The sequence below is a fragment of the Leptothrix toolikensis (SeqCode) genome (assembly GCF_057922285.1).
On sequence record NZ_JBYSVC010000053.1, the window covers coordinates 1 to 16458 of the forward strand.

The following is a 16458-nucleotide window of genomic DNA, read 5'->3' on the forward strand; positions in this document are numbered from 1 at the left end:
GCCGGTAAGGCGGCGGCGGTGGAGAGCAGGAAGAACGACGGCCAGCCGATGGATTCGGCCAAAACGCCGGCCATCGGCCCCACCCACACGCGGCCCACCGAGGCAAACGCTGAGAGCAGCGCGTATTGGGTGGCCGTGTAGCGCTGGCTGGTGAGACTCATCAGAAAAGCGACGAAAGCGGCGGTGCCCATGCCGCCCGAGAGGTTCTCGACCACGATCACGGCCAGCAAGCCGCCATCGACCGGGGTGTCCTTCACCAAGGCGACCAAGCCCCAGTCGAAAGCGGGAATCATCAAGCCCGGCAGCGCCCCTTTGCCCGCCACGGCCAGCCACCAAAAGCCCAAGTTGCTGAGCATCTGAAAGATGCCAAACAGCAGCAACGCACGCCATAAACCGAGCCGCATCATCAGCGCGCCGCCCAGCAGCGCGCCGCCGATGGTCAGCCAGAGACCGATCAGCTTGTTGACCACCCCGACTTCCGCCGGGGCGAAGGCCATGACCTTGAGCAAAAAGGGCGTCATGAGCGCGCCAGCAAAGGCGTCGCCCAGCTTGTAGAGCACGATGAAAGCCAGAAAAGCACGCGCACCCGGCTGGGCAAAGTAGTTGGCGAGCCCACGCAGCAGCGTCTCAAAACGCACCACCCGCGCCGCCCACGCCGCCAGCGGTAGCGTGAAGGCGATGCCCAGCAGCAGCGCGGTCAGATCGACCCACTTGCGCTGCAAGGGGCTCAGCAAACCGGGCGTAGCGTGGGTGGTGGCGGTGGTCGATAGATCCCAAAAAGGGCTGAGTAGCATCTGGGCCAAGCTCACGCCGTAGCGATCCGTCAGGGCCACGCCGCAAGCCGCCGCCACCGCCACCGCCAAAAAGCCCAGCAGATCGTGGCCGGTGGCTTGTCCTGACTTGGTGTTGGCACTGCTGGTGCGATCCAGCTCCGGCAGGCGCGGCAAGGCCAAGGCCGAGAGCGTGGCGGCACCCACCATCAGTAGCGCCATCAACTGATAGACCTGCGGCCACGTCCAGCCGTGGCGCGTGCCGGCGGCCGATGGATCGGTCCAGATCAGCACGATGCCGCCCGAGAGGATCATCGCCAGCCGATAGCCCAGCACGCTGAGCGAGGCCCCCAAGCCGCGCTCCACCGTGGGCAGCACATCGGTGCGGTAAGCGTCGATCACCACGTCTTGCGAGGCCGACAAAAACGCCGCCAGCAAGGCCAAGAGCGAAAAGAGCCGAATCTCGGCGCTCGGGGTGGTTTGGGCCAGCAGTAGAAAGCTGCCAGCCAAGGCGAGTTGACTCAGCACCAGCCAGCCACGCCGACGTCCGAGCAGGCGCTCCAAGCCCCAAGGCTCGAAGCGATCCATCAGCGGTGCCCACAAGAACTTGAAGGTGTAGGGCAGGCCGACCAAGCTCAAAAAACCAATGGTGGCCAAGTCGATGCCGTCCATCGACAGCCACGCTTGCAGCGCTTGGCCGGTGAGCCCGAGCGGTAGACCGGATGCAAAGCCCAAGAGGGTCACGACACCCAGACGCCAAAGGGCGGTCCAGGTTTGGGTGGTGGACGTGATCGAAGGGACCGAAGCAGTGCGGTTGTTGGGGGCTTGGCTGGGCATCAAGGGATTCTAGGAGCCGACCCAGTGCTCGCATCGGGGACAATTCGAGGGATGGATGCTTCTTTGACCAGTCCCCCGCCGCCCGCCGCCTTCTCGACGAAGCACTTGCGCACCGCTTTGGGCCAATTCGCCACCGGCGTGGCCATCGTTACGGCCCGGGGCGAGGACGGCCACCCTCTTGGGTTGACGATCAATTCGTTTGCCTCGGTCTCGCTGGAGCCGCCGTTGGTGCTTTGGAGCCTAGATAACCGCTCCAGCAATTTGGCCGCTTTCAACGCCGCCAGCCACCACGCCGTTCATATCTTGAGCGCTGCCCAGCGCCCCTTGGCCGAGCTGTTTGCCACCCGGGGCGTGGACCGCTTTGCCGATCTGGCTTGGCACCCCGGTCAAGGCGGGGTGCCGCTATTGCTTGATTGCGCGGCGGTGTTCGAGTGCCGTCAGCACACCCGTCATCCCACCGGCGACCATTTGCTTTATGTTCTTGAAGTGCTGCACTGCCACAGCCACAAGGAAGCGCATCCGCTGATTTTTCATGGCGGGCGCTTCGGGCTTTGATCAGAGCTTGGTGATGCTGTTGCTCAGCTTCTTCAGCTCCATGCGAGCCATGGCCAGATTGCCGTGATTGCGGTCGATGGCGAGATAGATAAAAATCTCATCATTGATGTTCAAGGGGCGAATCAAGTGATACTGCGCACCCAAGGTGATGAGAATATCTTCGATATGATCATCACCAATACCCACTGCCTTCATAGCCTTCAGTTTGGCTTGAACCACTTGGGTATTGGCGGCCGCAGCGGCTTCAATCGGAAAACTACCCGTCACCATGGATTCAAACATCATGCCGCTGGTGGAATCGACCAAGGCTGCTGCAATAAAACCATCTAAGTCTGTGAGTGCATTGATAAAACGTACTTTGCTGATCGCCATGGAACTGTCTCCGACTTATAAATGAGGTGGGCCTGCCATCTTTCTCTTGAGATTTGGATGACATGGATCAAATGATAGGGATATCCATGGTGGGCATGTTTGTTTTTTCATGAAGAAAAACATGTCTAATTGTTGCGATGCATCGTTTGCCAAATAATGCATGGACAAAGCATGAACACGCCGGATATGACAGCCCAGCCTTGGGTCATGTGTCCACAAAAAGCATCAATCGACCCTATCGACCCTATCGACCACATCCACAAACTTGAAAAACTCGCGCACGAAGGGGTTGCGGCGGTAGCCCAGCACGTGGGGGTGGGTGAGGTCGGTGACGACGCGGTGGGCGCTGAACTTGTAGGGCATGTTCACCACCATCAGCTGCGCGGCTTGCTGCATCAGGGCGAGGCGCTCGGGGCCGTCGGGCAGGCGAGCTTGTTGTTCGTAGAGGGCGTCGAACGCGGGTAGATGGAAGCGGGCGTGGTTGGATTGGCCGGTGTTGGGGCTGTAGGCCAGGGCGAGAAAGGTGTCGCCGTCGGGGGTGCCGGCGCTCCAGCCCACGCCCCAGAGCATCAAACGGCCGGCGCGCAGGGCTTTGAGGTTTTCGGGCCACTGCGCGACCTTGAAGCTCATCTTCAGCCCCACGGCTTTCATGCTTTTGTCCCAGATCTCAGCCAACTGGCGTGAGGCTTGGTCGGACTGGGTGGCGTAGAGCAGCTCCAGCGGGCGGCCGTCGGGCAGGTCGCGCCAGCCGTCGCCGTCGCGGTCGATGTAGCCGTAGAGGTCCAGCAGGGCCTTGGCACGCGCCGGGTCGTATTGGCTCATCTCGGTGCGCACGTTGCCGTCGTGGCCAAAGGTGAGCGGCGCAATGGCGGTTTCAGCCGGCAGGGCTTGGCCCTTGCGCACTTGGGTGATTTCCTGCGGGGCGTTGTAGGCCAGCGCGATGGCGCGCCGCAGCGCCACTTTCTCGGGCTCGTTGCCGCCCACCAGCGGGTGCGCCATGTTGAAGATCGCCGCCATCACCACATCGACCTGCGGGGCGCGGTGCATGGTGACGCCGCGTTTGACCAGATAAGGGGCCAGCCGGTTGTTGGGCACAGCGTTTTGGATGAAGGCGTTGGGCAGACGCTCCAGCAGATCGACTTCGCCGTTCAAAAAAGCCAGCCAGCGCGGCTGCTCTTCTTCAATGATCGCAATCTCCACCCGGTCGAGCAGTGGCAAGCGCCGGCCTTGGAGCTGCTTGGCCACGGCTTGCGCGGCCACGTCGTCGGCCGCAGGCTGTTCGTCGTAGATCTCGGCGCGAAAGCTCGGGCTGCGCTCCAGCACGATCTTGGAGGAACGCCGCCAAGCGCCGAGCTTGAAAGGCCCGGTGCCCACCGGGTGCTCCATGATGCGTTCGCCGTAGTGCTCCACCACCTCGCGCGCCACCGCGCCGAAGGCGGCCGGGTCGGCCATCACGGTTTGATGAAAGCGCGGCGCGGGCTCGCCCAAGCGGATGCGCAGGGTGTAGCGGTCCAGCGCCTTGAGCCCTTCGACCTCGGTGTCGTAATTGAAGGGCGTCTTGCTGCTCAGGGCTTGTTGGCGCAGCGCTGAGAGCCCTTGGATGCGGGCGTTTTCCAGCAAGTAGAGATTGGGGCTGTTCCAGCGCGGGTCGTAGTGGCGCTTCAAGGCGTAGACGTAATCGGCGGCCGTCAGCTCGCGGCGCACGCCTTTGAAGGCCGGGTCGTCGGCAAAGTAGATGCCGGGGCGCAGCTTGAAGGTGAACTCCCGAAAATCAGCCGAGATTTGCGGCAGCGCCTCGGCCGTGAGCGGCTTGAGGCGGGCGGGCTTGGCCAGGTAGTCGAAGCACAAGGGTGCTTCAAAAATGCCCGCCACCACGGTGCGCGAATAGACGTCAGAGAGCTGCGCCGGATCAAAGCCGGTTTCAGCCACCGGGAAGGCGTAGCGCAGCACATGGGCGGTGGGCTGCGCGCCGCCCCCGGCGTGGGCGAGGGGGCTGATGAGCGCGAGGAGGTGCAGCGCGAAGGCGATCAGCCAAGCGAGGCGGATCATCCCCGGCGGGCGGCGTTGAGCTGAGCGCGGGTGGCCAAGGCGACGCGGCGGGCGGCTGCGGCAAAGTCGGCACCTGAGCTGGCGTAGAGCACCGCGCGCGAGCTGTTGACCACGATCGGGCCGGTGATCTGGCCGCTGGCGTCGGTGCTGAGCCCGGCGCGCACGGTGGCTTCGGCGTCACCGCCTTGGGCACCCACGCCCGGAATCAACAGCGGCAAGGTGGGGGCCAAAGCACGCACCTTGGCGATTTCTTCTGGGTAGGTCGCGCCCACCACCAAACCGATCTGGCCGTTGCGGTTCCACTCGGTTTGGGCCAGCTCCGCCAGTCGCTCGAACAAACGCGGCTGCCCCGGCACCTCGGCCAAGCGCTGCATCTGCCAGTCGTTGCCGCCGGGGTTGGAGGTGCGGCACAGCAAAATCACACCCTTGTCGGGCCAGCGTAGGTAGGGCTCAAGGGTGTCGAAGCCCATGAAGGGCGAGAGCGTCACCGCATCGGCCTGATAGCGCTCGAAAGCTTCGCGGGCGTACTGCTCGGCGGTCGAGCCGATATCGCCGCGCTTGGCATCCAAAATGACCGGCACATCGGGCGCGGTGCGCTTCATGTAGGCCATGAGCTCTTCGAGCTGAGCCTCGGCGCGATGGGCGGCAAAGTAGGCGATCTGCGGCTTGAACGCGCACACCACGTCTTTGGTCGCATCGACGATTGCGCAGCAGAACTCAAAGATCCGCCCGGCATCGCCCTTCCAAGCACCCGGAAACTTGCTCGGCTCGGGGTCGAGTCCCACGCAAAGCAGTGAGTCGTGCAGGCGCGTGGCGCGGGCGAGGGCGTCAATGAAGGAAGCCATGGTGCGCGCCTCGCCTCAGCTGCCGATCCGGCGGGCCAACTCGGTGGCCATGCCGGTGTAGTCGCCCGGCGTCATGGCCAAGAGGCGGTCTTTTTCGGCTTGGGGCAGATCGAGCTTGGCGATGAAGCCTTGCATCAGCTCGCGCGTCATCGGCTGGCCGCGTGTGAAGGCCTTGAGTTGCTCGTAGGGCTCGGGCAAGGCGTAGCGGCGCATGACGGTCTGGATCGGCTCAGCCAGCACTTCCCAAGCGTTGTCCAGATCGTCGTTGAGTGCGGCGGCGTTCAGCTCTAGCTTGTCCAAGCCGCGCAGCAGGCTGTCAAAGCCCAGCAAGGCGTAGCCCAAAGCCACACCCATGTTGCGCAGCGCGGTCGAGTCGGTCAGGTCGCGCTGCCAGCGGCTCACGGGCAGCTTTTGCGACAGGTGCGTCAGCACGGCGCTGGCCAGACCGAAGTTGCCTTCGGCGTTTTCGAAATCAATCGGGTTGACTTTGTGCGGCATGGTCGAGGAGCCGACCTCGCCCGCTTTGGTCTTTTGCTTGAAGTACCCCAAGCTGATGTAGCCCCAGACGTCACGCGACCAGTCGATCAAGATGGTGTTGACGCGGGTGAAGGCGTCAAACAGCTCGGCCATGTAGTCGTGCGGCTCAATCTGGATGGTGTAGGGGTTGAAGCTCAGGCCCAGCGCGTCTTCGATCACGTGGCGGCTGAAGGCTTCCCAGTCGTGCTCGGGGTAAGCCGAGAGATGGGCGTTGTAGTTGCCCACCGCGCCGTTCATCTTGGCGCGCATCTTGACGCTGGCGATCACGCTGCGGCCGTGCTGCAAACGCGCCACGACGTTGGCGATTTCCTTGCCGACGGTGGTCGGGCTGGCGGTTTGGCCGTGGGTGCGGCTCAGCATCGGCTGGGCCGCAAAGGTGTGTGCCAAGTCGGTCATGCGCTGGATGATGCGATCCAAGGCCGGCAGCAACACGCTGTCGCGCGCCGACTTGAGCATCAAGGCGTGGCTGGTGTTGTTGATGTCTTCGCTGGTACACGCAAAGTGAACGAATTCGGCCGCCGCTTCGAGTTCAGGATGATCGCCAAAGCGCTGCTTGAGCCAGTACTCGACCGCCTTGACGTCGTGGTTGGTGACTTTCTCGATGTCCTTGATGGCTTGGGCATCGGCCTCAGAGAACATCAACACCAGCGAGCGCAAAAAGCCGCGTGAGGCTTCGCTCAAGGGCTTGAAGTCAGCCAGACCGGCGTCCGACAAGGCAATGAACCATTCGATTTCAACTTGCACGCGGCGGTGCATCAGGCCGAATTCGCTCAGCAGGGGGCGCAAAGGGGCCACTTTGCCCGCATAGCGCCCGTCCAGCGGCGACAGGGCTGACAACGAGGTCATGGGCATGGCGGCAAGGACACGGGTGTGGGGCATAGGTCACGCGTTGAGGCTGCTTGAGGAGGTGCGATTGTAGGTTTGCGCTGTCCGCTCCACGAGTGCCATGGGGCAAATTGTTTGCACCTCGGGCGCAAGGGGCTGAAGAAATCACTTGCACCTATGTAAATACCGTGTTTCTATGGATCTGCGCTATTTGATCTATGTCAATCCTTGGCGATATGGTGACACGTAGGATGGTAGCGGTTCCTTTGTTATCCGTGATAACAAAAAGATATATGAATATAGTTATTAGGAGTTCTAAATGAAGCTGATTCAATCATGGCAATGTGTGGCCTTGGCTTTTTTGCCAACGACGTTGGTTGTTTTTACGCCCACGGTGCATGCCTTGGATACTGAGGCTGCATTGAGTCTGGCACGGCAGAATAATTGCTTTAAATGCCACAGCATCGAAAAGAAGAAAGATGGGCCAACTTTCAAGGACGTTGCTGCTAAATACAGGGGCACTCCTGATGGCTTAGAGCGCGTTGTTCGTCACCTCACCATCGGCGAAAAAGCCAAATTTCCAGATGGTCATGAAGAAGAACACAAAGTGATTAAAAAAGAGGGCGCTGATATCAAAAACTTGGCGGAGTGGGTGCTCAGCCAATAACCCATGCGTCGTGCTTGAATAACATGACGCCACTTGGTTTGTCATGGACCACTAACAATGAATTGAGGGGGTTTCTTATGAAAAGGTTTATCCACCGGCTGTGTGCTGTCATCAGCATGGCGATTGGTTTGGGGTGGGGCCCGGTTGTATGGGCGCTGGATGGCGATAGCTCAACGTCCGCAGTGCCTCATGCGGATGCTGTTTGTACCAAGTGCCACGACGAGAGCGAATCCAAGCCGCTGCTGTCGATCTATCAAACCAAGCATGGTGTGCGCGCCGATAGCCGCACGCCCGGCTGCCAGAGCTGCCACGGGCGCAGCGAGCAGCACGTGGTGGGCGGCAAGGGCGTGGGCGAGGCCTCACGCCCTGCGCCGGAGATCGTCTTTAAGACCAAGACCACGCTCAACCTCGCCAGTGACACCGCCACCCAAGCCGAAGTGTGTGTCGGCTGCCACAAGGGTGGTCAGCGCATGCACTGGGAGGGCAGTCAGCACCAGAGCCGCGATGTCCCCTGTACGTCGTGTCATGCGGTCCACGTCAAGGCTGATCCGGTGCTGAACAAGAGCAGCCAGCAAGAGGTGTGCTTCAGCTGCCACAAGACGGAGCGGGCACAAACCCACCGGCTCTCGACCCATCCGCTGGCAGCCGGCAAGATGGGTTGCTCGGATTGCCACAACCCGCACGGCACCACGGGGCCGAAGCTGCTGACCAAGGGCTCGGTCAACGAGACCTGTCAGGGCTGCCACCCTGAGCAGCGCGGACCTTTCCTTTGGGAGCACGAGCCGGTGACGGAGGCTTGCACGAACTGCCACACACCGCACGGCTCGAACAACGCACCGTTGCTCAAAGCGCGCGCACCCTGGCTGTGTCAGTCGTGCCATAGCGGTGACCACGGCGCGCAAGTCAACAGTGGGGCCAATCTGCAAGGTGGGGCGTTGACGATGGCCAACGGCAACCAGTTGTTGGCTGGGGCTGCGGCGCGCGCCCAAATGGGCGGTCGCGCTTGCCTGAACTGCCACATGGTGGTGCATGGCTCGAACCATCCGGCGGGTGCCAAGTTCCAGCGCTGAGCATCGAACCACAAGATCAGGAGTTCCATGATGAATGCGCATCCTTCTTTCCTGCGCCTGAGCGCTTCGGTGCTGGCGGTACATGCAGCGCTGGCGCTGTTGAGCATGGCCCACGCGGCCGAAGATCCGGCCTTGGCTGAGCTGACCCGGCCCAAGAGCCACGTCGAGCTTGGGGTGGCGGCCAGCAACAGCGATTCGACCAAGGCCCACGAGTTTGACGGCGTGAACCGTCAAGGCGGCCAAGTGGTGGGTGGTTTTGACGTGATCGGCGGCGGGGCCTATGACAGCGAAGACGCGACCCGCTGGCGGCTCAAGGCCAGCGACTTGGGTTTGAAGTCGAGCTCAATCAGTGCGGAGTACGGTGAACAAGGCCGATTCCGCCTCAAGATGGGCTACGACACCTTGCTGCGCAACCGCTCGGACAGTTTTCAGACGCCGTACCAAGGCGTGGGTAGCAACAACTTGGGCCTGCCGGCCGGTTGGATCGTGCCGGTGGTGCCGCGTGTCAATGCGCTCACGCCCAACGCCCGAGGTCTGTCGCCGGACGTGACCAGCTCGAACGCGATTGTGGCCGGCGCTTCGACCGCACCCACTCCCGCGCAGTTGAGCACAGCCGCCGCCATTCAAACGGCCGATCTGCCCGCGTTCAATCAAGTGCGCCTCTCGACCCAGCGGGCGCAGCTCAGCCTTGGCGGTGAGTTGCAGCTCGACGGCCGCTGGTCGGCGTCGGTCTCGGGCTCGCATGAGCACAAGACCGGGCTCAAGCCGCTCTCGGCGCTGACCCGCATCACCGGCGGCGATATCGTGGCGGTTTTGCCGCAGCCCATCGATCAGAACCACGATCAGTACCGCGTGGGGGTGCAGTACGTTGGCGATGGCTCCACCCTGCAAGCAGCCTACGACGCGTCGATGTTCAGCAACAACGCCTCTTCGGTGGCTTGGTCCGTGTGGTCGGCTGATCCGGCCCTCAACCCAAAGTCCCAGTCGATGAGCACGGCACCGAGCAATCAGTTCCATAAGCTTTCCCTAGCCGCAAGCCTTGATCTGAGCAAGAGCACCAAGGTGGTGGGCGACTTGGCCTATGGCCGGGCCACCCAGAACGCCGCTTTCCTCAACGATGGCCTCACCGGGGTGCCGCTGTTACCTACGGCATCGTTGGAGGGCTTGGTGGTGACCGAGTCGGCCAACTTGAAGCTCTTGTCCAAGCCGAGCAAGGACTTGCGCCTGAGCGGGGCCTACAAATTTGATGTGCGGGACAACCGCACGGCGGTGAACACCTACGGCTTTTACGACGTGGGCGAGGTGCCGGCCGCCACGGCGTCGGTGTTTGGGGCGCAGTACGGCTCCAACATCAACCTCAACGCCAACCGGCCCTACAGCCGCAAGCTCCAGCAGCTGAGCTTGGACGCTGACTACAGGTTGCAGCCCGGGCAACAGCTCCAAGCGGGGGCGGATGTGCAGACCACCGACAAGTACTGCCGCAACACGTGGATCGATTGCGCGGACGCCGCCAAGAGCCGTGAGCAAACCCTGCGGGCCGAGTGGCGCTGGACGGACAGCGAGGCATTCCAAGGCCGCGTGGGCTTGGCCAAGTCCACGCGCACGGTGACTTACAACGAGAACGCCTTCCTCGCCTTGGTGCCGATGGCGGCGGTGACGCCCACGGGGTTGCCCGCAACGGTGACGACCACCACGGCCTATGACACCTTGGTGGCGTTGGGGCTCACGGGTTACGGCCCGGTCTCGGGGTTGAATCCGGCGGCCCCGGCGGGCAGCTCGCAGGCGTTCTTCTTCCCGAACAACAATGCCCTGTCGAACGTTTACTACGCCAACAACGTCAATCGGATCAGCGAGTTGATCGGCATGCGCCACTTCAACAACGCCAACCGTGATCGCAACAAGCTGCGCACCTCGGCGCAGTGGCAGGCGAGCGAGATGCTCACGTTCCAAGGCGGGTTGGACTACAACGCTGACAGCTACGGTGAATCGGTTTACGGCTTGAAGCAAGCCAGCAGTTGGGCGCTGAACTTGGACGGCACCTACAGCCCGAGTGAGCGGGTCAGTGTGAGTCTGTTCTACAGCCGCGAAGATCAGCGCTCGCGCAGCGCCGGCAACTCGTACACCGCCAACAGCGCGGTGGCGAACGTGGGCGGCGCCACCGTGATCTCAGGCGGCTGCTACGCCGACATCGCCACCCGCAACGCCAACAACAAGATCGATCCGTGTCTGAACTGGTCGGCCGACATGCGCGACACCATCGACACCTTGGGCTTGAGTGTGGCGCGCACCGGCTTGCTGGGCGGGAGTCTGGATGTGCGTGGCAGCTTGATGCTGAGCCAGCTGCGCAGCGACACGGGCGTCACGGGCGGCAATTACGTCAACAACCCCTACGCGGGCAGTGTGGCCGCCGGGGCGGCGTATCCGAACATCGCGGCCTATTACATCCCGGCCACAGCGTTGCCGACGGTGAGTACCGACTCGATCGCGCTGCGTTTGGGTGGGGCGTACAAGCTGGACGCTGCGAGCTCGGTGCGCATGGCCTACGGCTATCAGCGGCTCAAGACCAGCGACTGGGCCTACGAGGCGATGCAGCCCGGCGGTCTGACCCAAGTGCTACCCACCGGCGAGGTGGCTCCGACCTACACCGTTCACTCTATCGGCGTTGCTTATGTCATGGCCTTTCAGTGAGGCTATAACCCATGGGTTATGGTAGGATGGAAGGCTTTTCGGACCTGGGTTAATCTTGGGTCCGTTTCGTTCGTTCTGGCTTGGCTCCGATCAAGTCAGTGCGTACCTTAGTCAGCCCGGCCAATCGTTGTCGGGTATTGGAGAAAACGATGAGTCTTAGCAATCGTCTCGGGTTGCTGGGCCGCAAGGTGGGCATGATGCGCATCTTCACAGACGACGGCGATGCCGTGCCTGTGACTGTGCTCGATGTGTCCAACAATCGCGTTGCCCAGGTTAAAACCGTCGAAAACGACGGTTACAGCGCCCTTCAGGTCGCTTTCGGTGCTCGTAAGGCATCGCGCGTGACCAAGCCCGCCGCTGGCCACCTTGCCAAGGCAGGTGTGGAAGCCGGTGAGCTGCTGCAAGAGTTCCGTGTGGAAGCCGATGTGGCGGGTCAATACCCCACAGGTGCTGTGCTGCCGGTCAATTTGTTTGCCGCTGGCCAGCAAGTCGATGTGCAAGGCACAACGATCGGTAAGGGTTTCACGGGCACCATCAAGCGTCACCACTTTGGTTCGCAGCGCGCGTCGCACGGTAACAGCCGTTCGCACAACGTGCCGGGCTCCATCTCGATGGCGCAGGATCCAGGTCGCGTGTTTCCGGGTAAGAAGATGTGCGGTCACCTCGGTGACGACACGGTGACTACCCAAAATCTTGACATCGTGCGCGTTGACGAAGCTCGTCAACTGCTGCTGGTCAAGGGTGCCGTGCCGGGTGCTAAGGGCGGTTTCGTGACCGTTCGTCCCGCCGTCAAGGTCAAGGCCAAGAAAGGAGCCAACTGATGCAGCTCGAGCTCCTGAATGAACAAGGTCAAGCGACCAGCAAGGTGGATGCCTCCGATGCTGTGTTTGCACGTGACTACAACGAAGCGCTGATCCATCAAGTCGTGGTGGCCTACCAGGCCAATGCCCGTCAAGGCACCCGCGCACAAAAGGATCGCGAACAAGTTCGCCACTCGACCAAGAAGCCGTTCCGTCAAAAGGGTACGGGCCGCGCTCGTGCGGGTATGACGTCCTCGCCGTTGTGGCGTGGGGGTGGTCGGGTGTTCCCGAACTTGCCGGACGAAAACTTCAGCCACAAAGTTAACAAGAAGATGTACCGCGCCGGTATGGCCGCGATCTTCTCGCAACTGGCTCGTGAAGGTCGTCTGGTGGTGGTGGATTCGATCAGCATCGAAGCCCCCAAGACCAAGCTGTTGGCTGCCAAGCTCAAGGCCATGAATTTGGACCATGTGCTGGTGATCGCTGACGCGGTTGACGAAAACCTGTTCCTTGCCGCGCGCAACCTGACCAACGTGTTGGTGGTTGAGCCGCGTTATGCCGATCCGCTGTCGCTGGTCTTCTACAAGAAGATCGTGGTGACCAAGGCTGCGATCGACAAGCTCCAGGAGATGTTCGCATGAGCACGCCCAAGTTTGATGAGGGCCGTCTGGCCCAGGTGCTCGTGGCCCCGATCATTTCGGAAAAAGCCACTCGCATCGGCGAAATGCACAACCAAGTGTTGTTCAAGGTTCTGCAAGACGCGACCAAGCCTGAAATCAAGGCCGCCGTTGAACTGATGTTCAAGGTCGAAGTCGCCTCCGTGCAGGTTGCCAACCAAAAGGGCAAGACCAAGCGTTTCGGTGGTCGTGCCGGTCGGCGTGACCACGTTCGTAAGGCCTTCGTTTCCCTGAAGGAAGGTCAAGAGCTCAACTTCTCCGGGGAGACTGCGTAATGGCCGTCGTTAAAGTCAAACCGACCTCGCCTGGCCGCCGTGCCGTGGTGAAGGTGGTGCATTCGCACCTGCATAAGGGCGCGCCGGAAGCTTCGCTGCTGGAACCCCAGAAGCAGAACGCTGGCCGCAACAACAACGGTCACATCACCGTGCGTCACAAGGGTGGTGGTCACAAGCATCACTACCGTGTGGTGGACTTCGTGCGCAACAAGGACGGCATTCCCGCCAAGGTTGAACGCATCGAATACGACCCGAACCGCACGGCGCACATCGCTTTGGTGTGCTACGCCGACGGCGAACGTCGCTACATCATCGCCCCGCGTGGTCTGGAAGTCGGTCAAACCCTGCTGAGCGGCGCTGAAGCCCCGATCAAGCTGGGCAACACCCTGCCGATCCGCAACATCCCCGTGGGTTCGACCATCCATTGCGTCGAAATGTTGCCAGCCAAGGGCGCGCAGATTGCACGTTCGGCCGGTACTTCGGTCACGCTGATGGCCCGCGAAGGCACCTACGCTCAGGTTCGCCTGCGCTCGGGTGAAGTGCGCAAGATTCATATCGACTGCCGCGCCACTTTGGGCGAAGTGTCGAATGAAGAGCACAACCTGCGCCAGTACGGCAAGGCCGGTGCCAAGCGTTGGCTGGGCATTCGCCCGACCGTTCGCGGTGTGGCAATGAACCCGGTGGATCACCCGCACGGTGGTGGCGAAGGCCGCACGGGCGAAGGTCAAGCACCGGTGTCTCCGTGGAACACCCTGACCAAGGGCTACCGTACCCGCAGCAACAAGCGCACGCAGACCATGATCGTCTCGCGTCGCAAGAAATAAGGGGTAGCTCATGACTCGTTCACTCAAGAAGGGTCCCTTCGTGGACCATCACTTGCTGGCCAAGGCTGAAAAAGCCGTCGCCATCAAGGACAAGAAGCCGATCAAAACTTGGTCGCGTCGCTCGACGATCCTGCCCGATTTCATCGGCCTGACGATCGCCGTGCACAACGGCAAGCAACACGTGCCCGTGTATGTGACTGACCAAATGGTCGGCCACAAGCTGGGTGAGTTCGCCCTGACCCGTACGTTCAAGGGTCACCCGGCGGACAAGAAAGCCAAGCGTTAAGGAGCCGATGCAATGGAAACCAAAGCAATCGTGCGCGGCGTGCGCCTGTCTTGCGACAAAGGTCGTCTGGTCGCGGATCTGATCCGTGGCAAGAAAGTTGGCCAAGCGCTGGATATTCTGACCTTCACGCAAAAGAAGGCCGCTGGGATCATCAAGAAGGCGCTTGAAAGTGCTGTGGCAAATGCCGAGCACAACAACGGTGCCGATATTGATGAACTGCGTGTGACATCGATCTACGTTGAGCAGGGTGCCACGTTGAAGCGCTTCTCGGCCCGTGCAAAGGGTCGCGGCAATCGCATCAGCAAGCCCACCGCGCACATCTACGTGACCGTCGGTAACTGAGGGGCATCATGGGACAAAAAATTCATCCGACCGGCTTTCGCCTGGCTGTCACGCGCAATTGGTCGTCGCGTTGGTATGCAGGCAACCGGACTTTCGCAGCCATGCTGGCGGAAGACATTGAAGTACGCGAGTACCTCAAGAAGCGTCTGAAGAACGCTGCGGTTTCGCGCATTCAGATTGAGCGTCCTGCCAAGAATGCTCGCATCACCATTTTCTCGGCACGTCCGGGCGTGGTGATCGGCAAAAAGGGCGAGGACATCGAGAACCTCAAGGCTGAACTGACACGCCGTCTGGGCGTGCCGGTCGCGGTCAATATCGAGGAAGTGCGCAAGCCCGAGACCGATTCGCAGCTGGTTGCTGAGTCGATCACGCAGCAGCTCGAAAAGCGCATCATGTTCCGCCGCGCTATGAAGCGTGCGATGCAAAACGCCATGCGTCTGGGTGCCCTTGGCATCAAGATCATGTCGTCGGGCCGCCTGAACGGCATCGAAATCGCGCGTTGCGAGTGGTACCGCGAAGGCCGCGTGCCCTTGCACACCCTCAAGGCCGAAATCGACTACGGTTTTGCCGAAGCCAAGACCACCTATGGCGTCATTGGCGTCAAGGTCTGGATCTACAAGGGTGATCGTCTGCCGAACGGTGAAATGCCGGTTGCTGCGCGTGAAGAGCGTCCTGAAGACGACCGTCGCCGCCGTGGTCCGCGCAATGACCGTCCGGGCGAACGCCGTGGTGGCCCGCGCAGCAATGATCGTCGCCCTGCCGACGGTGCCAATGCTGCTGCACCCGCCGGTGACAAGCCTGCCGTCAAGCGCGTGCTCCGCAAGCCGGACGCTCCCAGCGCAGCGCCCAAAGGAGAATAAGGAATGTTGCAACCCTCACGTCGCAAGTTCCGTAAGGAACAGAAGGGCCGCAACACCGGCATCGCCACGCGCGGCACCAATGTGTCGTTTGGTGATTTCGGTTTGAAAGCCACTGAGCGCGGTCGTTTGACGGCCCGCCAGATCGAAGCCGCTCGTCGTGCCATTTCGCGCCATATCAAGCGCGGTGGCCGCATCTTCATCCGCATCTTCCCGGACAAGCCGATCTCGCAAAAGCCGGCCGAAGTGCGTATGGGTAACGGTAAGGGCAATCCGGAGTACTACGTGGCTGAAATTCAGCCGGGCAAGGTGCTCTATGAAATCAATGGTGTGCCGGAAGCACTGGCTCGCGAAGCGTTCACGCTCGCGGCTGCCAAGTTGCCCCTGCGTACTGTGTTCGTCAGCCGCGCCATCGGCGCCTGAGGAACGGGAGACCTGCAATGAGTAAATCATCTGAACTCCGCGCCAAAGACGTGGCAGCTCTGGAAAAGGAAATCAGCGATCTGCTGAAGGCCCATTTCGGTCTGCGCATGCAAAAGGCCACCCAGCAGCTTGGCAACAATGCCACTTTGCGTGCCACACGTCGCGATATCGCCCGTGCGCGCACCATCTTGGCTGAAAAGAAGAAGGGAGCGGCCCAATGAGCGACGCCCAAAAAGCGACCAAGAACACCCGCACCCTGGTGGGCAAGGTGGTCAGCGACAAGCGCACCAAGACCGTCACCGTGCTGGTTGAGCGTCGTGTTAAACACGAGCTCTACGGCAAGATCGTCACCAAGTCGAGCAAGTACCACGCGCACGACGAAAATGGCGACTCCAAAATGGGCGATGTGGTCGAGATCTCGGAATGCCGTCCGATCTCGAAGACCAAGGCTTGGGTTGTGACCCGCTTGGTTGAAAAAGCCGCCGCAGTCTGAGGACTTAATCCTCAATAAGTGAAGGGCTTCCGGGCCTTTCACTTGCCGGAAAACCGGCCACTGGGAAACTGGTGGCCGGTTTTTCTTTTTCCTTTTTCTGGAGTTGCGATCATGCTAAGCCTCGGTTCTTCCTTGCCTGCGGTCACCCTGTATGAATTCATCGACGAGGACACCCCGGGCTGCTCTTTGGGCCCCAATGCGGTCGATGTGTTGGCGACCACCGCCGGCAAGACGGTGGTGATCTTTGCGTTGCCGGGGGCCTACAC

At 61.4% G+C, this 16458-nt stretch carries 19 protein-coding genes; 14 read left to right on the forward strand and 5 right to left on the reverse strand.

Annotated elements, in window-relative coordinates; all coding sequences use genetic code 11:
- The coding region (locus AC3VI7_RS08820; RefSeq protein WP_489671465.1) for an AmpG family muropeptide MFS transporter at positions 1-1607 on the reverse strand (1607 nt) is incomplete at its 3' end.
- A gap of 63 nt (positions 1608-1670) precedes the next feature.
- Between AC3VI7_RS08820 and AC3VI7_RS08825 the strand changes: the two genes are divergently transcribed.
- A complete protein-coding gene (locus AC3VI7_RS08825) occupies positions 1671-2162 on the forward strand; it encodes a flavin reductase family protein (protein WP_489668914.1) in 492 nt (163 codons plus the stop codon).
- On the opposite strand, the gene AC3VI7_RS08830 is transcribed toward AC3VI7_RS08825, so the two are convergent.
- The 4 genes from AC3VI7_RS08830 to purB form a co-directional block, all read right to left on the reverse strand.
- Entirely contained in the window at positions 2163-2534 is a 372-nt protein-coding gene (locus AC3VI7_RS08830) for a hypothetical protein (RefSeq protein WP_489668915.1), read from the reverse strand. It lies immediately after the preceding gene.
- A 225-nt stretch (positions 2535-2759) separates the two neighbouring features.
- Positions 2760-4583: an ABC transporter substrate-binding protein gene (locus AC3VI7_RS08835; RefSeq protein ID WP_489668916.1), complete on the reverse strand. Its 1824-nt coding sequence runs from the start codon at positions 4581-4583 to the stop codon at positions 2760-2762.
- On the reverse strand, positions 4580-5428 hold the full coding sequence (gene pyrF / locus AC3VI7_RS08840) for an orotidine-5'-phosphate decarboxylase (protein WP_489668917.1): 849 nt from the start codon (positions 5426-5428) through the stop codon (positions 4580-4582). The genes AC3VI7_RS08835 and pyrF overlap by 4 nt, the downstream gene beginning before the upstream one ends.
- A gap of 15 nt (positions 5429-5443) precedes the next feature.
- Positions 5444-6817, reverse strand: a complete 1374-nt coding sequence (purB, locus tag AC3VI7_RS08845) for an adenylosuccinate lyase (RefSeq protein WP_489668941.1) — start codon at positions 6815-6817, stop codon at positions 5444-5446.
- Positions 6818-7109: 292 nt separating this feature from the next.
- On the opposite strand from purB, the gene AC3VI7_RS08850 reads away from it, so the two are divergent.
- The 13 genes from AC3VI7_RS08850 (at position 7110) to rpsQ (ending at position 16192) form a co-directional block, all read left to right on the forward strand.
- Positions 7110-7457 carry a c-type cytochrome gene (locus tag AC3VI7_RS08850; protein ID WP_489668918.1) on the forward strand — a complete coding sequence of 116 codons (348 nt, stop codon included), beginning with the start codon at positions 7110-7112 and terminating at the stop codon, positions 7455-7457.
- A gap of 77 nt (positions 7458-7534) precedes the next feature.
- Complete coding sequence (locus tag AC3VI7_RS08855; RefSeq protein ID WP_489668919.1) at positions 7535-8527, forward strand: DmsE family decaheme c-type cytochrome; 993 nt, start codon at positions 7535-7537, stop codon at positions 8525-8527.
- Between the two features lie 30 nt (positions 8528-8557).
- Positions 8558-11215, forward strand: a complete 2658-nt coding sequence (locus AC3VI7_RS08860; protein ID WP_489668920.1) for an MtrB/PioB family decaheme-associated outer membrane protein — start codon at positions 8558-8560, stop codon at positions 11213-11215.
- Positions 11216-11364: 149 nt separating this feature from the next.
- Positions 11365-12036, forward strand: coding sequence for a 50S ribosomal protein L3 (rplC, locus tag AC3VI7_RS08865; protein WP_489668921.1), 672 nt, complete (start codon positions 11365-11367; stop codon positions 12034-12036).
- Positions 12036-12656 carry a 50S ribosomal protein L4 gene (gene rplD, locus AC3VI7_RS08870; protein ID WP_489668922.1) on the forward strand — a complete coding sequence of 207 codons (621 nt, stop codon included), beginning with the start codon at positions 12036-12038 and terminating at the stop codon, positions 12654-12656. Before rplC ends, rplD begins: the two co-directional genes overlap by 1 nt.
- Entirely contained in the window at positions 12653-12967 is a 315-nt protein-coding gene (gene rplW, locus AC3VI7_RS08875) for a 50S ribosomal protein L23 (protein WP_489668923.1), read from the forward strand. Before rplD ends, rplW begins: the two co-directional genes overlap by 4 nt.
- Complete coding sequence (gene rplB / locus AC3VI7_RS08880) at positions 12967-13791, forward strand: 50S ribosomal protein L2 (RefSeq protein ID WP_489668924.1); 825 nt, start codon at positions 12967-12969, stop codon at positions 13789-13791. The genes rplW and rplB overlap by 1 nt, the downstream gene beginning before the upstream one ends.
- Before the next feature lie 10 nt (positions 13792-13801).
- A complete protein-coding gene (gene rpsS, locus AC3VI7_RS08885; RefSeq protein ID WP_369416841.1) occupies positions 13802-14077 on the forward strand; it encodes a 30S ribosomal protein S19 in 276 nt (91 codons plus the stop codon).
- 12 nt (positions 14078-14089) lie between these two features.
- Entirely contained in the window at positions 14090-14419 is a 330-nt protein-coding gene (gene rplV / locus AC3VI7_RS08890; RefSeq protein WP_369416840.1) for a 50S ribosomal protein L22, read from the forward strand.
- Between the two features lie 8 nt (positions 14420-14427).
- On the forward strand, positions 14428-15279 hold the full coding sequence (gene rpsC / locus AC3VI7_RS08895) for a 30S ribosomal protein S3 (protein ID WP_489668925.1): 852 nt from the start codon (positions 14428-14430) through the stop codon (positions 15277-15279).
- A 3-nt stretch (positions 15280-15282) separates the two neighbouring features.
- Positions 15283-15699 (forward strand): 50S ribosomal protein L16, encoded by a 417-nt coding sequence (gene rplP, locus AC3VI7_RS08900; protein WP_489668926.1) that lies wholly within the window; start codon positions 15283-15285, stop codon positions 15697-15699.
- Positions 15700-15716: 17 nt separating this feature from the next.
- A complete protein-coding gene (gene rpmC / locus AC3VI7_RS08905) occupies positions 15717-15920 on the forward strand; it encodes a 50S ribosomal protein L29 (RefSeq protein WP_489668927.1) in 204 nt (67 codons plus the stop codon).
- On the forward strand, positions 15917-16192 hold the full coding sequence (gene rpsQ, locus AC3VI7_RS08910; RefSeq protein WP_489668928.1) for a 30S ribosomal protein S17: 276 nt from the start codon (positions 15917-15919) through the stop codon (positions 16190-16192). The genes rpmC and rpsQ overlap by 4 nt, the downstream gene beginning before the upstream one ends.
- The last annotated feature ends 266 nt before the right edge of the window (positions 16193-16458 follow it).

Coding starts and splice junctions, on each gene's coding strand:
- AC3VI7_RS08830 (WP_489668915.1), bottom strand. CDS start 2,534: ATGGCGATCAGCAAAGTACGTTTTATCAATGCACTCACAGACTTAGAT.
- AC3VI7_RS08835 (WP_489668916.1), bottom strand. CDS start 4,583: ATGATCCGCCTCGCTTGGCTGATCGCCTTCGCGCTGCACCTCCTCGCG.
- pyrF (WP_489668917.1), bottom strand. CDS start 5,428: ATGGCTTCCTTCATTGACGCCCTCGCCCGCGCCACGCGCCTGCACGAC.
- purB (WP_489668941.1), bottom strand. CDS start 6,817: ATGCCCATGACCTCGTTGTCAGCCCTGTCGCCGCTGGACGGGCGCTAT.
- AC3VI7_RS08850 (WP_489668918.1), top strand. CDS start 7,110: ATGAAGCTGATTCAATCATGGCAATGTGTGGCCTTGGCTTTTTTGCCA.
- AC3VI7_RS08855 (WP_489668919.1), top strand. CDS start 7,535: ATGAAAAGGTTTATCCACCGGCTGTGTGCTGTCATCAGCATGGCGATT.
- AC3VI7_RS08860 (WP_489668920.1), top strand. CDS start 8,558: ATGAATGCGCATCCTTCTTTCCTGCGCCTGAGCGCTTCGGTGCTGGCG.
- rplC (WP_489668921.1), top strand. CDS start 11,365: ATGAGTCTTAGCAATCGTCTCGGGTTGCTGGGCCGCAAGGTGGGCATG.
- rplD (WP_489668922.1), top strand. CDS start 12,036: ATGCAGCTCGAGCTCCTGAATGAACAAGGTCAAGCGACCAGCAAGGTG.
- rplW (WP_489668923.1), top strand. CDS start 12,653: ATGAGCACGCCCAAGTTTGATGAGGGCCGTCTGGCCCAGGTGCTCGTG.
- rplB (WP_489668924.1), top strand. CDS start 12,967: ATGGCCGTCGTTAAAGTCAAACCGACCTCGCCTGGCCGCCGTGCCGTG.
- rpsS (WP_369416841.1), top strand. CDS start 13,802: ATGACTCGTTCACTCAAGAAGGGTCCCTTCGTGGACCATCACTTGCTG.
- rplV (WP_369416840.1), top strand. CDS start 14,090: ATGGAAACCAAAGCAATCGTGCGCGGCGTGCGCCTGTCTTGCGACAAA.
- rpsC (WP_489668925.1), top strand. CDS start 14,428: ATGGGACAAAAAATTCATCCGACCGGCTTTCGCCTGGCTGTCACGCGC.
- rplP (WP_489668926.1), top strand. CDS start 15,283: ATGTTGCAACCCTCACGTCGCAAGTTCCGTAAGGAACAGAAGGGCCGC.
- rpmC (WP_489668927.1), top strand. CDS start 15,717: ATGAGTAAATCATCTGAACTCCGCGCCAAAGACGTGGCAGCTCTGGAA.
- rpsQ (WP_489668928.1), top strand. CDS start 15,917: ATGAGCGACGCCCAAAAAGCGACCAAGAACACCCGCACCCTGGTGGGC.